The 14,514-nt window shown below is 37.8% G+C and carries 12 protein-coding genes; 6 read left to right on the top strand and 6 right to left on the bottom strand.

Features of this window, described 5'->3' with window-relative positions:
• Positions 1-43: 43 nt before the first annotated feature.
• From benB to catA, 3 genes are all read right to left on the bottom strand, one after another.
• Positions 44-553 (bottom strand): benzoate 1,2-dioxygenase small subunit, encoded by a 510-nt coding sequence (gene benB, locus ACG9ZL_RS08650; protein ID WP_336950936.1) that lies wholly within the window; start codon positions 551-553, stop codon positions 44-46.
• The gene (gene benA, locus ACG9ZL_RS08645; protein ID WP_336950937.1) at positions 550-1,950 is read right to left on the bottom strand and encodes a benzoate 1,2-dioxygenase large subunit; all 1,401 of its coding nucleotides are present in this window, start codon (positions 1,948-1,950) and stop codon (positions 550-552) included. The genes benB and benA overlap by 4 nt, the downstream gene beginning before the upstream one ends.
• 82 nt (positions 1,951-2,032) lie before the next feature.
• On the bottom strand, positions 2,033-2,953 hold the full coding sequence (catA, locus tag ACG9ZL_RS08640) for a catechol 1,2-dioxygenase (protein WP_419359749.1): 921 nt from the start codon (positions 2,951-2,953) through the stop codon (positions 2,033-2,035).
• Between the two features lie 281 nt (positions 2,954-3,234).
• Between catA and ACG9ZL_RS08635 the strand changes: the two genes are divergently transcribed.
• From ACG9ZL_RS08635 to ACG9ZL_RS08625, 3 genes are all read left to right on the top strand, one after another.
• On the top strand, positions 3,235-4,161 hold the full coding sequence (locus tag ACG9ZL_RS08635) for a LysR substrate-binding domain-containing protein (RefSeq protein WP_336950939.1): 927 nt from the start codon (positions 3,235-3,237) through the stop codon (positions 4,159-4,161).
• A 461-nt stretch (positions 4,162-4,622) separates the two neighbouring features.
• A complete protein-coding gene (locus ACG9ZL_RS08630; RefSeq protein ID WP_419359748.1) occupies positions 4,623-5,996 on the top strand; it encodes an MFS transporter in 1,374 nt (457 codons plus the stop codon).
• Between the two features lie 108 nt (positions 5,997-6,104).
• Positions 6,105-7,370: a DcaP family trimeric outer membrane transporter gene (locus ACG9ZL_RS08625; RefSeq protein ID WP_419359747.1), complete on the top strand. Its 1,266-nt coding sequence runs from the start codon at positions 6,105-6,107 to the stop codon at positions 7,368-7,370.
• A 457-nt stretch (positions 7,371-7,827) separates the two neighbouring features.
• Here ACG9ZL_RS08625 and ACG9ZL_RS08620 read toward each other — a convergent pair whose 3' ends face one another.
• Both ACG9ZL_RS08620 and ACG9ZL_RS08615 read right to left on the bottom strand, forming a co-directional pair.
• On the bottom strand, positions 7,828-8,739 hold the full coding sequence (locus ACG9ZL_RS08620; RefSeq protein WP_419303713.1) for an alpha/beta fold hydrolase: 912 nt from the start codon (positions 8,737-8,739) through the stop codon (positions 7,828-7,830).
• Positions 8,740-8,747: 8 nt separating this feature from the next.
• Positions 8,748-9,299: a PadR family transcriptional regulator gene (locus ACG9ZL_RS08615; RefSeq protein WP_004719902.1), complete on the bottom strand. Its 552-nt coding sequence runs from the start codon at positions 9,297-9,299 to the stop codon at positions 8,748-8,750.
• A gap of 168 nt (positions 9,300-9,467) precedes the next feature.
• Here ACG9ZL_RS08615 and ACG9ZL_RS08610 point away from each other — a divergent pair, with 168 nt between their 5' ends.
• The 3 genes from ACG9ZL_RS08610 (at position 9,468) to ACG9ZL_RS08600 (ending at position 13,262) form a co-directional block, all read left to right on the top strand.
• Entirely contained in the window at positions 9,468-11,492 is a 2,025-nt protein-coding gene (locus tag ACG9ZL_RS08610) for an oxidoreductase (protein WP_336950943.1), read from the top strand.
• Between the two features lie 186 nt (positions 11,493-11,678).
• Positions 11,679-12,089, top strand: coding sequence for a nuclear transport factor 2 family protein (locus ACG9ZL_RS08605; protein ID WP_419359746.1), 411 nt, complete (start codon positions 11,679-11,681; stop codon positions 12,087-12,089).
• 90 nt (positions 12,090-12,179) lie between these two features.
• The gene (locus tag ACG9ZL_RS08600; protein ID WP_419359745.1) at positions 12,180-13,262 is read left to right on the top strand and encodes a YheT family hydrolase; all 1,083 of its coding nucleotides are present in this window, start codon (positions 12,180-12,182) and stop codon (positions 13,260-13,262) included.
• A gap of 291 nt (positions 13,263-13,553) precedes the next feature.
• On the opposite strand, the gene ACG9ZL_RS08595 is transcribed toward ACG9ZL_RS08600, so the two are convergent.
• A complete protein-coding gene (locus ACG9ZL_RS08595) occupies positions 13,554-14,429 on the bottom strand; it encodes a LysR substrate-binding domain-containing protein (RefSeq protein WP_419327296.1) in 876 nt (291 codons plus the stop codon).
• Positions 14,430-14,514: the final 85 nt, after the last annotated feature.

Here is a 14,514-nt window from a genome sequence, read left to right as displayed (position 1 = left end):
AAAGCAAACACCTCATATTTTTTACACCATTCGAGATAAAAAATTAGAGGTGGTAAATATCGATGACTTGATTGATGTAGTCATTTTTTAACACCACATATTTATTGAGAATCTGTGGTTGTGTAGCAGAAAAGTCGATGACATAACGAGACATACCAAAGTAGCTATAACTGTTTTTGTAACGAAAGCTCAGCGTATTCCAGTTAAAGCGGACTGTGACTTTGTCACCATCTCTTTCGATAATTTCAATATTGCTAATATTGTGGCAAGTGCGTGTATCAGGCATGGTTGCTGAAGAACGCTCAGTTTTAATCCGGAAAACACGGTCTTCCAAACCTTGACGGTCTGGGTAATAAATCAAGGAAATTTCAGACTGAGGATCTTCGGTTAAACGATCATCATCATCCCACGCAGGCATCCAAAAACATGCCGAGGGTGAGTAGCAGGCCAGCCATTGATCCCATTGTTCATCATCTAAAAAACGAGCTTCGCGGTAGAGAAATTGCGCAATATTTTCTAAAGAAATTTGATCGATGTTTGCAGTTGCATTCATGCTGTTGCTCCTTGCTGAGATGTTTCTTGTTGAGCAAGATTTTTTTCAGATTGAATGGCATGTTTCATCATTTCTAACCAGTATTGATGTTGGGCGAGATATAAGCCTTCATCTTCTGTTTTAATACCACTCAGTTTAGGTTTTAAACCAATTTCATTGGCCGCATCATCTGGGCCTTGAATCCAGTGTTTTGACCCACGACACATGTCATTCCATTCAAGCTCAATACCAGCATAACCCGCTTGACAAGCACGGAATTCTTCAAGGTCATCAGGAGTTGCCATGCCCGAAGCATTAAAGAAATCTTCGTATTGGCGAATACGGCGTGCACGTGCTTCAGGGCTTTCACCGACGGGTGCAATACAGTAAATCGTCACTTCAGTTTTATTGACTGAAATTGGACGTAATACACGAATTTGTGAACCAAATTGATCCATGAAATAGACATTTGGGTAAAGGCATAAGTTACGTGAACGTTCGATCATCCATTTCGACATTGGCGCACCGAATTTTTCAGTATACTCATCTGCTTTTGGATAATTAGGACGATCTTCAGGATTTGCCCATTGAGTCCATAACAGCATATGTCCATGTTCGAAACCGTATGAGCCACCCCCTTGTTTGCCCCAAGCACCTGCACTCATTGCACGTACATTGTCATTTTCTTGCTGTTTTTCTTTACGTTGCTGAGTGGTCGCAGCGTAGTTCCAATGTACAGCTGAAACATGATAACCATCTGCACCATTTTCAGCAGTCAGTTTCCAGTTACCTTCATAGGTATAGGTTGAAGCACCACGTAAAACCTCTAAGCCTTGCTCAGATTGATCTACAATCATGTCAATGATTTTGGTTGTTTCACCTAAAAATTCTTCTAAACTTGGCACATCTGGATTTAAACTGCCAAATAAAAAACCTTTATAGCTTTCAAAACGTGCTACTTTTTTCAGGTCGTGTGAACCTTCTTTATTGAAGCAGTCCGAATACCCAGCATCACTTGGATCTTTAACCTTGAGTAATTTCCCAGAGTTATTAAATGTCCATCCATGGAATGGGCATGTATAAGTCGCTTTATTACCACGCTTATGGCGGCAAAGCTGTGCGCCACGGTGTGAACACGCATTGATCATGGCATTTAATTCACCATTGCGATTACGCGCAATCATAATGGGCTGACGACCCATATTCGTGGTGTAATAATCGTTGTTATTTGGAATTTGGCTTTCATGTGCCAAGTAAACCCAGTTGCCTTCAAAGATGTATTTCATTTCTAGGTCAAAAAGGGCTTGGTCTGTGAAAACAGAACGATGAAGTTTAAATTCACCCGTTTCAAAATTATCGACTAAGAGTTCGTCAATCCGATCAAGATGGCTGGTGTTTATAACAGGAATACGTGGCATATGGGTTCTCCGACTTTCCAAATGAGAGGAAGTCCCCGAAGTGCTGCAATAGTGCAAACATTTCGGTTCCGTGCGTGTGGGTTTAAGCGCTTGCGCGACGACGATCTACTTCTGTAGATGGTGCTTTAGATTGTTCTTTTACTAGTACTACATTGAATAAAATGCGTTTAAAGGGTTTGTTGAGACCACGATGGGCAATTTCAGCTTCATCACTGATATCAATAGCTGTCGCCACTAAGCCATCACGTGTTGCAAAAGCAAAATCATCCCAAAGGTATTGATCACCTTCGATGTTGAATTGTGTGGTTAATTTACGATAGCCGGGTGCAGATACGAAATAATGCACATGAGATGGACGGTTACCATGGCGACCTAATTTGTTCAGTACAAACTGAGTCGTCCCTTGCGGTGGACAACCATAGCCAACGGGCATAGTTGTTTGTGCAACATACTGACCATTGCTATCAGTCAATATGCTACGGCGGAGATTAAAATCTGACTGTGATTTATCGAAGAAAGAATAATTACCTAAACTGTTGGCATGCCAAATTTCAACTTTAGCATTTGGAATAATATTGCCATCTGTATCAGTTACCGTACCTTCAATAAATAGGGTCTCGATTTTATCGCTTTCTGATCCATCATCCATACGAGAAAAGCCGACAGATTCAGGCGCACCAGCGACATATAATGGACCTTCAATAGTACGGGGTGTACCACTTGTAATTCCAGCTTTAGCATCTGCTTCATCAGCACGTAAATCTAGATAATGTTCCAAACCTAAACCCGCTGCTAAAAGACCAAGTTCATTGGCTTGACCTGCATCGGTAAAATATTCTAGGCCTTTCCATAATTCGCTTTGTGAAATGTCTAAATCTTCAATGGCCTGGAATAAGTCAGCTAATAAACGTACCACCACTTGTTGTACGCGTGTATCAACTGCACCTATTGCAGTGTCTACATTCATTTGTTTGACCAAAGTGTCGATTTCTTGACGGTTCATACCAGATCTCCTGCAGTATGCGTGGTTTGGCATTGCATACGAAAAATTCGCTTGAAACTTTGCTGTCCACTTTCCATGTTCTTCATGCGCGAAACTTAAAGCTTAAACTGTTGAAAGTGATTCATTGGGCTAACAGAATGTGATTCTTTGGCTGGCTGTGAATATCAAAAGTTTTACAGTCTTGCTTTACATCTTGCTTTTGATATACCTTAAAAGAATGGATGATCGCTGTCTAAGATCAAATTTGCATTTTTTTATATCTTAAAGGTATGGAGTTTGAGATGGAACTCAGGCATTTGCGCTATTTTGTTGCTGTTGTAGAAGAACAAAGTTTTACTAAAGCAGCAGAGAAGCTTTATATTGCTCAGCCCCCACTGAGTAGACAGATTCAAAACCTTGAAGGTGAATTGGGTATAGCGCTTTTTGAACGAGGAAGCCGTCCTTTAAAAACCACAGAAGCTGGGCATTTTTTTTATCAACACGCTGTTAAACTTTTGTCTAATGCCGAAGAAGTAAAGTCCATGACTAAGCGAATTGGCTTAATTGAAAAAACGGTGACTATGGGTTTTGTGGGTTCTTTACTGTATGGATTATTACCCAAAATCGTTTATATGTTTCGCCAACAGCAGCCACATTTAAAAATTGAGCTGATTGAAATGAGTACCAAAGATCAAATTCAGGCGCTTAAAGAGGGGCGTATTGATGTTGGATTTGGACGTTTAAGAATTTCTGATCCTGCCATTAGGCGAGTTTTATTACGAGAGGAGCCGTTAATGTTGGCTGTTCATATCAGTCACCATCTCGCTACAGATTCTAAAGGCACTTATTTTGCCGATATTGCAGATGAGAACTTATTTCTTTACCCAAGTCATCCTAAGCCCAATTTTTCCACCCAAGTACGTCATCTGTTTTCCGAGCATGGTCTAGATCCTAAGAATCTAAAAGAAGTCCGAGAAATTCAACTTGCTTTGGGATTGGTTGCTGCAGGTGAAGGTGTATGTATTGTGCCTGAAAGTGCAAAAACCATTCAATTGCCTAATTTAATCTATATTCCACTTTTAGATAGCTCTGCAAAAAGTCCAATTTTTATGGCAATACGCTGTATGGATGAAAGCGAAAATATTCGGTCTTTATTTGATTGTATTTATCAGGTTTATGATTTAGAGGGTTTTCAATATGATCGTGCGAGCTTTACGACGATATATTAGGCTTCTTTCCTAAGTTCTTTTTTAAATCATAAATCAACATAAAATCCCCCTCATCCTAGCCTTCTCCCCCAAGGGAGAAGGGACTTTCAATACCAATTTTATTCACACCATATGATCATTTTTTCGATTTATGAAAAATCCATTCAGTCCAATCATTGAATGAAAAGTCATTTATAGATGTTATTTTACGTGAAAAGTAACATATTGAAAAATCAGAAAAAGTCGATTGATTTGTTCTAATACTCTAAAAATATCGAGATAATCATTAAAATAAAAAATAAATCATTGAAAATATAAAGCCCGATTTCTTTATTAATTCTTTTTAATCCCTTGTTTATTCAATAAAAAATATTAAACCGACTTTTAAGGTATGGATATATATGCAATCGGTTTTGGACAAAAAATAACAGTTGCCTCATTGTTTGAAAAAATTTCGTAGCGTTTCACCGCAGGAGGCAAAAGTGCAAACGAGTAAACTAAATATTAATCGCATCGTGGATGAAGCAAAATTCACCCCTTTTCATTGGGGCGTTCTATTGTGGTGTTTATTAATCATTATTTTTGATGGATATGATCTGGTTATTTATGGCGTAGCTTTACCTTTATTGATGCAAGAGTGGGGATTAACTGCTGTACAAGCAGGCTTGCTAGCCAGTACAGCACTTTTTGGCATGATGTTTGGTGCAATGAGTTTTGGAACACTGTCTGATAAGTTGGGCCGTAAAAAAACCATCATGATTTGTGTGGCTATTTTTAGTGGATTTACTTTTCTCGGTGCATTTGCATCAACACCCGTTGAATTTGGGATTCTCAGATTTTTAGCAGGACTTGGTATTGGTGGTGTGATGCCGAACGTGGTGGCTTTAATGACTGAGTATGCACCTAAACGTATACGTAGCACACTGGTCGCTGTTATGTTTAGTGGCTATGCCATTGGTGGTATGACCTCTGCCTTGCTGGGTGCTTGGCTGGTGGTCGATTATGGTTGGAAAATCATGTTTTATATCGCGATTATCCCATTCTTGGCTTTACCACTTATTTGGAAGTTTTTACCTGAATCATTGATGTTTCTAACTCACCAAGGCAAGACCGATCAAGTACGAGAAGTGGTACAGAAAATTGCACCACAGCAACAGATTCATGCATCGACTCAATTTGAATTAAATGAAGTCACTGCTGGTGATGAAGCACCGTTACGTGCATTGTTTCAGCAAGGTCGTCGATCAAGCACAGTAATGTTCTGGATTGCTTTCTTTATGTGTTTATTGATGGTTTATGCACTCGGAAGTTGGTTGCCTAAATTAATGATCCAAGCAGGCTATTCACTAGGTGCAAGTATGATCTTCTTATTTGCATTAAATATTGGTGGCATGGTTGGTGCAATTGGTGGTGGTGCTTTGGCGGATAAATTTCATATTAAACCCGTATTGACCATCATGTTTACAGTTGGTGCGATTGCGCTCATTTTACTTGGTTTTAAAAGCCCACAATTCATTCTCTATACCTTGATTGCAATTGCTGGGGCAGCAACCATTGGTTCACAAATTTTACTCTATACCTTTGTTGCACAATTTTATCCTGCAACAGTACGTTCTACAGGTATGGGGTGGGCATCAGGCATTGGACGAGTTGGTGCCATTGTTGGACCAGTCTTAACAGGTGCATTGCTGACCTTAGAGTTACCTCACCAAATGAATTTTCTTGTTATCGCTGTTCCTGGATTTATTGCAGCACTGGCAATATTCTTTGTGAATTTAAATGCTTCAGTGGAAAAAACTCAAACGGCCGAAGCACCAACAACTCAACAAAATATTGTTGGAAATACAATTAACTAAGCTCGTAAACCAAACTCACGCACAAACTGACTTGGTATTTCAGCCTGAATCATGAGGATTAAGGCTGGTTCAAAATAATCAATCGTAGAGAATAGGATGCTTTCTACAATGAAAAAATTTAACTACAACATTATTTTGGTGTCAATGGGATTACTTAGCCTAAATATGGCACATGCAGATTCATTAACAGAAGTTGAGCAGTTACGTAATGAAGTTAAACAATTACGTGAAATGATTGAACAACAGCAACAGGTGCAAAATAAGCAAATTGTGGCATTGGAAAACAATGTTAAAACGGCACAGGTTGTATCGCAGGCAAAAGATCAAAGCTTTGCACGAACAAAAGCAGGCGCAGAAGTAACACTATATGGGAATATCCGTGCGGATCTATTGTATCAGTCGGAAGGTGGAAGTGCCGATCGACTGTATAATCAGATCAATAGCGTACCGCTTAAAGGCCATAATGAAAGTAGTGATCAATTAAAATCGACACTTGCCGCGACTCGTTTAGGTTTAGATTTTAAAACTACTGACAAAGATATTTCTGGAAAAATAGAAGTTGATTTCTTGGGCGCGAATGATGGACTTAGAATTCGCCATGCCTATTTTAATTATGGTCAGTGGTTGATTGGTCAAACATGGTCCAACTTTGCAGTGTCTGATTATATGCCAGAAACAATTGATGCTTTGGGTTATGTGGGGGGCGCTGTTAAACGTGATGCACAAATTCGTTATACTCATAAATTTAATGCAGAAACACAGCTGGTAACGGCTTTGGAAGATTCCAAAGATGCCTTATCGAATATGCGGATCCCGGTTTTATCAACTCGATTAAATCAATCATTTGCTGATGGAGCGGGTGCATTGAGTTTGCGAGGCATGGCTAGTGAAAAGAGAACAGTTGCTGATAATGAACTCGCTTGGGGTGTTGGACTTGGAGCAAAATACGATATTTCTGCAAAAACCACACTTAAAGCAGATTATTATCATGTTAAAGGTGACTCCAGTTTAGTGTCATGGACGAACCAAGGCTTTACCATAGATGCCAATAAAAACATCATGTCGCTGAATCAATTTGACTCAATCACTGTGGGGGTGACGCAACAGTTTAACTCACAATGGCGAGGAACATTGGGATATGGCTATATGAAAGCAGATGAAAATCAGGATTATATTCGATATTTGAGTGATCCGAGCAAAGCCAATAAAACACTTTGGCAGGCTTGGGCCAATGTATTTTATAGCCCGAAAAAGCCGTTAAGTTTTGGTCTGGAATATGTTTATGGTGAGCGTAAAGCCTTTGTTGCAGCGCCTAATGGACAGGATACAGGTGAGGACAATCGTTTTAATGCGGTTGCGATGTATAATTTTTGATAAATATTTCTATTAGTCTTCTTACGAAAATAGGCTTTTAGAGGATATTAAAATGAGGTGAAGTCTTTAAAAAATATCAAACTTATATCATTCTATAAACGTTAATTCATATGGTGATAAAGTTTGTACGGCCATACCTTGCATTTAAAGTTTAAATATATTTGCGTAGGCGATGCCTCCCTTTTCAGGGATGAAAAGGGACAAAAATTCTATGTTGGGTGAGAGGTACGTCCTGTAGCCCCACCCAACAGCGACATCCATGTCGCCTCACGATAGAATGACCATGTATGATTCAATAATGTAAAAAGTTGTTTAATTTATATGATGATCAATTTATGGATTGGTATTAAATAACGACTTTAAAAGCATTTTTTAAAAATAACATGAGTAATTTGATGAAAAACCTCTTTTAATTTGATTTAAATGAGGTTTTTATATTGTTCGTTATTCGTTTAAATTAAGCGGATTCTTTTAAAAATAAACGGATTGCCTGACTAAATTTCACAGGTTCTGTAATAAGCGGCGTATGCCCTGAACGTTTAAAAATAATATTTTTTGCATTGGCTAAACTGTCGGAAATTTGCATTTGACCTTCAGCAGGATAGAGTGATGACTTTTCCCCAATAAAGAATGTAGTTGGACATTCCAATTGTGAAATTGCCTGACGATAATCTTCATCATGGTTTAGATAATTATCGATATACCATGTTAAATAATCCATTCGACGGATAGGCAATAAATGTTTTTGTAATTGTGGATGTTTAAGCGCCAAATTAAACATAAATGGGCTTAATTTATTACTGCCTTGAATTTTAATAAAATTTAACCAAATTTGAATCAGTTCAGTTCGTGGTTCAATCGGTAATTCATCGACAAAGCGATAGTTTGAATATTGATGTAAAAAATCAGAGAAGTCTTTTAGCAATCTTTTAATTTTAAAATACTTTTTCCCAAATAAACCAAATTCCCATGTTTCATCCGTTGGAATTTTAGGGGTTTGGTCAATGTGTAGATAAGCTTTGAGTTTTTCAGCCAAATTGCCATATTGCATCCCATGCATGGCAGTGGTTGCTCCCATGGAATAACCCATAAGAATAAAATTATTTAAATTCAGTTGATCAATTAAGCTGTCAAGGTCACGCCAATGGTTGCTAATCGCATCGATTTCTTGAGGGATCTTACAGGTTCTAGAGCCACCAAATCCGCGCCAATCTGGGATATAAAATTTATAATGTTTAATATTAGGCAGTAAAAAGGGAAGCCATTGCCAACTATGCATACCTAAACCAGACAGAACCAGTACAGGTTCACCCTGACCAATTTCACGAACAAATAATTTTTCGCCATCTGGCATTGTATAGTGTGGCATGCAGTTTCCTATGAATTCTCTTTATTCTCAAACGCTTTAAGCTGTGGAATGACTTGGTCGAGCCAATTGATCCAGCCCATTTCTAAGTCTATACCCAATTGTAAAATCATTTTGTGAATATATAAAGTTCGATCCAGTTGCTCGATTTGTTCAAAATCTTTGGAAAAAATCTGGCGGTATAGTTTTAAATTTTCACGATGTAATTCTAAATGACGCTCAAGTTCAGGTAAAACAGTATTTCCACCAAATTGTGCTTCTGCCCGTAAGCGAACCATAATTTCTTCGCGAAGCTGGGCAGGTTGGCCTTGTTTGACCATCCAGTCTGCCAGTTCGACGCGTCCAAGTTGCTCAACTTGATAGGTTTTTTTACGGCCATGATCAGACTGATCTTCAAGTGTGGAAATCCAGCCTTTCTTTTGCATGCCGTTAAGTTCACGGTAGATTTGTTGATGCGTTGCATTCCAGAAGAATCCCATAGATCGGTCAAAGCGTCGCGCCAATTCAAAACCTGTACTTGGCTTCTCTATCAGACTGGTCAATAAAACATGGGCTAATGACATTGTGTAATATCACATCAACAAAATGAATATAAAGTCATTATGCAACATGTTGCATAAAAATCAAATCTCGATTATAAATACTCACACTATGCAACTTGTTGCATTAAACAGATATGAAGTGTCATTTAACAGATTGATAGCTAGCGAGAGCACGCCAAGGGAGTTCACATGTCTAATTATCCGCATTTACTTGCGCCTTTAGATTTAGGCTTTACCACATTAAAAAACCGTGTATTGATGGGTTCAATGCATGTTGGACTAGAAGAAGTCCAAGGTGGATATGAACGTATGGCTGCATTTTATGCAGAACGTGCAGCAGGTGGTGTTGGCTTAATTGTGACGGGTGGTATCTCGCCCAATGATCATGGGGTAACATTCTTTGGTGGTTCAAAACTGGATCATTTAGAAGAAGCAGAAAAACATAAGGTCATTACCAAAGCTGTGCATGATGCTGGCGGTAAAATAGCACTGCAAATTTTACATACAGGTCGTTACTCATATCAGCCTGAAAATGTTGCACCATCTGCGATACAAGCGCCCATCAATCCAACTAAACCGCATGCTTTAACTTCAGCAGAAGTTCATCAAACCATTGCAGACTTTGCCAATTGTGCAAAATTGTCACAAATCGCAGGTTATGATGGTGTGGAAATCATGGGATCAGAAGGTTATCTGATCAATGAGTTTATTGCTGCACGAACCAATCATCGCGATGATGAATGGGGAGGAAGTTATGAAAACCGTATCCGGTTCCCGATTGAAATTGTCAGAAGAACACGTCAGGAAGTCGGCGAAAACTTCATCATTATCTATCGTTTATCTATGCTGGATTTGGTTGAAGGTGGCTCTACACTTGAAGAAGTAATTCAACTTGCCAAAGAAATTGAAAAAGCTGGTGCAACCATTATCAATACTGGAATTGGCTGGCACGAAGCACGTATTCCAACCATTGCCACCAAAGTACCGCGTGCCGCATTTACTTGGGTGACTAAAAAATTAAAAGGTTCCGTCAAAGTTCCTTTAATTACCTCGAACCGTATCAATACGCCTGAAATGGCTGAGCATGTCTTGGCTCAAGGTGATGCCGATATCATTTCGATGGCGCGCCCAATGCTTGCAGATTCGCATTTTGTATTGAAAGCTGAACAAGGCCGTGCTGATGAAATCAATACCTGTATCGGTTGTAACCAAGCTTGCTTAGATCATATTTTTTCAATGAAAATTGCAACGTGTTTGGTCAATCCACGTGCATGCTATGAAACTGAACTTATTTTTAAAGAATCACCAGAAGCTAAAAATATTGCTGTGATTGGGGCAGGTCCAGCAGGACTTAGTTTTGCAACATATGCAGCTGATCGTGGACACAAAGTCACAATCTTTGAAGCATCTAATCAGATTGGTGGTCAGTTTAATATTGCAAAAACCATTCCTGGCAAAGAAGAGTTCTATGAAACTTTACGTTATTTTAAACGTAAAATTGAATTACAACCGAATATCAAACTGGTACTTAACCACACTGCAAGCTATGAAGAGTTAGCGACAGGTGACTTTGATGATGTTGTGGTGGCTACAGGTGTAACGCCTCGCCATTTAAATATTGAAGGTATCGATCATCCAAAAGTTTTGTCATATATCGAGGTTTTACGCGAGCGTAAACCTGTCGGTAAGAAAGTGGCAATTATTGGTGCAGGCGGTATTGGTTTTGATACTGCTGAATATCTTTCTCATGAAGGTGAAAGTGGCAGCTTAAATCCACAAAAATTCTATGATGAATGGGGAATTGATACATCATATGAACATGTGGGTGGCTTGAAACAACCTGAGATCGAACAATCTCCTCGTGAAATATATTTACTGCAACGTAAAGCCAAATCTGTTGGTGCTGGTTTAGGCAAAACAACAGGTTGGATTCATCGTACAGGTTTAAAACATCGTCATGTCAATATGATTCCTGGTGCAAGTTACGACAAGATTGATGATCAGGGCTTACATATTACAGTTGGCGACAAAACCATGATTTTAGATGTCGACAATGTGGTGATCTGTGCAGGCCAAGAACCTTATACAGCAATGTTTGATCAACTCCAAGCCGACGGCAAATCTGTACATTTGATTGGTGGTGCGAAAGAAGCGGGTGAGTTAGATGCGAAGCGTGCGATTCGCCAAGGCGCTGAATTGGCAGCTGTGATTTAAAAGGAAAATATTTAAGCCACTTACGCCGTATGAATTCCTTCTCTTTAAGCTAAGTCTAGTGCCTAAGCATGCAGCGAGAGAAGGGACTTAATAACTGAATTTTGACAACATTATATTTAAAAACATAATATTGTTAAAAATAATGAATAAAAATTCAAAGTATTTCAAATCAAAGGGATATAAAAAATGAGTTATACAAATACCAAGCCTGCAATCAAAAAATGGCACAACATGCTGGAAAGTCGAGACATGAGTCTTTTAAATGAATTACTGGCAGACGATGTGGTTTTTCGTTCACCTGTGGCTTATAACCCCTATGAAGGTAAGCAAGTGGTCTTTTTCATTTTAAGTAATGTGATTCAAATTTTTGAAAACTTTACATATCATCGAGAATTTTTTACAGAAGATGAGCAAAGTGTAGTTTTAGAATTTTTTGCCAATGTTGGTGAAAAAAAATTAAAAGGGATTGATATGATTCGTTTTAATGAACAAGGTCAAATTGTTGATTTTGAAGTGATGATTCGACCAAAAAGTGGTTTGGAAGCATTGGCAGCTCAAATGGGGCAACGTATGGCCAGCTTTATACCTAAAGCCTAATTACGTATATACTGCAATAAATAAAATTAAGCGTGAAAAATTTCTTAATTTTTAAAATGATGATGAGTGATAAAAGAGTTGAGGTGGAAAATGTCTGTATTACATAAGTTTACTGAGATTAGCCAAGATTTATTGGATCAAGTGACAGGTGCTGAATTACCAAAGCTTTATTTTAATCAGCAAGGGAAAATGTCTGAGATCATCAAGAAACTGCCTCAACTACAGGATAAATATCGTCCTACACCATGGCTCAGCAATACCCATGCTCACCTGTTATATTTTGATTTAATTAAGAAAAAATCCGTTAAGCTGGACTATGATCGAATTGATCAGCTGACCATGCAAGATGGCGGTATCACGGCTATTGCTTGGTATGGCTACGATTTACCACAAGAAACCCCAACTATCGTGATTATGCATACGATTACAGGCACACCTGACAGTATGCGTGAATTGGTCAAAGATCTCCATGAGTATACGGGATGGCGTATTGCATTATGTCTACGCCGTGGGCATGCGGGCTTACCTATGCCTGTTCCTCTCATGTCAATTTTTGGTTCAACTTCTGATTTAAAAGAACAATTGGCTTCGATTCAAAACACATTTCCACAATCTGATCTTTATGCAGTAGGTTCTTCCGCTGGTACAGGCCTACTTGTGCGTTATCTTGGTGAACAAGGCCTAGATACACCTTTTAAAGCTGCTTTTGCCATGTGCCCTGGTTATGATACCGAGCTTGGGTTTCAAAATGTCCATCCTTTCTATACCAAAGTCATGACCAAAAAATTGTTTAAGGCATTTATTAAGCCTTATGAGCAAACATGGACACCATTACATTCGGTACAAAATGTTCTACAAACGAAAACCCTACAAGAGTTTCAGACTGAATATTTTGAAATGGCTGGTTTTTCAGATTATGAAAGCTACTCAAAAGCCACTAATCCAATTTATGTATTTGAAAATGTTAAAATTCCATTAATGATTCTAAACTCAGAAGATGATCCTGTATGTTCAATCAAGAATTTAGAACCGTTTAAAGAAACCATTCAAAATATGGATAATGTTGTGGTAGTGACAACTAAAAAGGGCAGTCATTGTGGTTTTTATGAAGGACTCAATACAAAATCTTGGGCTTCTCGTTTAATGGCTGATTTTTTAAAACAGTATTCATGATATGCAATACCAATAAATATCTATTCAAGTTAAAAAACTGACAGATCAAACTATTATTATTATTTGATCCGTCAGTTTTAATTGCTCAACTGTGGTGTTTGATCGATGCTAAGTTCTAAGCTAAGGTAAATATTAGACTTCTTTTATAAGTCGATGTTAAAACATAGATCAACATAAAATCACACCCATCCTAGCCTTCTTCCAGTGAGAAAAAGCACTTTTCAATATCAATAGATTCACGTTATATGATCATTTTTTGAAGTAAGAAAGATCTTTATTTAAAATAAAGGCCTATTTAAGTGCTAAATAATTCCAAACAAAATTTATCTTTTGTGAGTAAATAATATTGCTACGAACGATATAAATATCTTGAAAGAAACTATAACCATCAAGTATTTTTAATTTATTTTCATTTATTTCTTCTTCAATCAGTAAGCGAGGTAACCAAGCTACGCCTAAGCCTTGTAAAGCCAAGGCTTTTAAGTCACTGGCATTATCTGTTTCATATAATGTTCGATAATTGAGTTTACTTTCTATAATTTTATCTACACATTTTCTCAGATAGGCTTGTTTACTATAGGCCAAAAGGGGGAATGTCTGGTTAAGTTGGTATTTAGGTAATCCATTTTTGCTTGCTGTAACTGGCACAATTTGCATATTTACAATTTTATGATAGGTAAAAAGTGTGAGATCCAATTGTTGTAAAGTGAGTTGATCACAATAACAAATGAGAAAATCACAAGAACCTTCTTTTAATAAATGTATGCCTTGTTGCAGATTTGCAGCAATAATTTCCAACTTTAGATCATTATAGTCTGAGTATAGTTTTTGAATAAACTTAGGAAAAAACTGCGTGATGAGAGAATGGGATACTGCAAATTTAATTGAGAGTTCATTATCCTTAATATTTTTTTCTAAATATTTTATTGTTGTATCCATTTGGTTTTTAATATTTTTTGCTGTGGAGAGTAAGACTTGACCAGCATCTGTAAAATCAATGTTTTTACTATAACGCTTTAAAATTTGAAACCCTAACGACTCTTCAATATTTTGTATTCTACGTGTAAATGCCGATTGAGTGACATGACGTATAGCTGCAGCTTTAGAAATGGATTTTTCTTGGTCTAATGCAAGAAGATCCTCTATCCACCGAATTTCAAGCGTCATGTTCAATCACCAATAAAGATTTAACTCAAGCAAAGTATAACAAGTGATATGCAAAAAATGCATACAGATATATTTTTTTACATTG

Source organism: Acinetobacter legionensis, from assembly GCF_048551735.1.
Classification (GTDB): Bacteria; Pseudomonadota; Gammaproteobacteria; order Pseudomonadales; family Moraxellaceae; genus Acinetobacter.
This window is presented reverse-complemented; position numbering and strand designations above follow the sequence as displayed.

Excerpts from the sequence above, each read along its gene's own strand:
- benA (WP_336950937.1), bottom strand. The coding sequence starts at position 1,950 with ATGCCACGTATTCCTGTTATAAACACCAGCCATCTTGATCGGATTGAC.
- ACG9ZL_RS08610 (WP_336950943.1), top strand. The coding sequence starts at position 9,468 with ATGTCTAATTATCCGCATTTACTTGCGCCTTTAGATTTAGGCTTTACC.
- ACG9ZL_RS08595 (WP_419327296.1), bottom strand. The coding sequence starts at position 14,429 with ATGACGCTTGAAATTCGGTGGATAGAGGATCTTCTTGCATTAGACCAA.
- catA (WP_419359749.1), bottom strand. The coding sequence starts at position 2,953 with ATGAACCGTCAAGAAATCGACACTTTGGTCAAACAAATGAATGTAGAC.
- ACG9ZL_RS08615 (WP_004719902.1), bottom strand. The coding sequence starts at position 9,299 with ATGTCATTAGCCCATGTTTTATTGACCAGTCTGATAGAGAAGCCAAGT.
- ACG9ZL_RS08635 (WP_336950939.1), top strand. The coding sequence starts at position 3,235 with ATGGAACTCAGGCATTTGCGCTATTTTGTTGCTGTTGTAGAAGAACAA.
- ACG9ZL_RS08625 (WP_419359747.1), top strand. The coding sequence starts at position 6,105 with ATGAAAAAATTTAACTACAACATTATTTTGGTGTCAATGGGATTACTT.
- ACG9ZL_RS08600 (WP_419359745.1), top strand. The coding sequence starts at position 12,180 with ATGTCTGTATTACATAAGTTTACTGAGATTAGCCAAGATTTATTGGAT.
- ACG9ZL_RS08620 (WP_419303713.1), bottom strand. The coding sequence starts at position 8,739 with ATGCCACACTATACAATGCCAGATGGCGAAAAATTATTTGTTCGTGAA.
- ACG9ZL_RS08605 (WP_419359746.1), top strand. The coding sequence starts at position 11,679 with ATGAGTTATACAAATACCAAGCCTGCAATCAAAAAATGGCACAACATG.
- benB (WP_336950936.1), bottom strand. The coding sequence starts at position 553 with ATGAATGCAACTGCAAACATCGATCAAATTTCTTTAGAAAATATTGCG.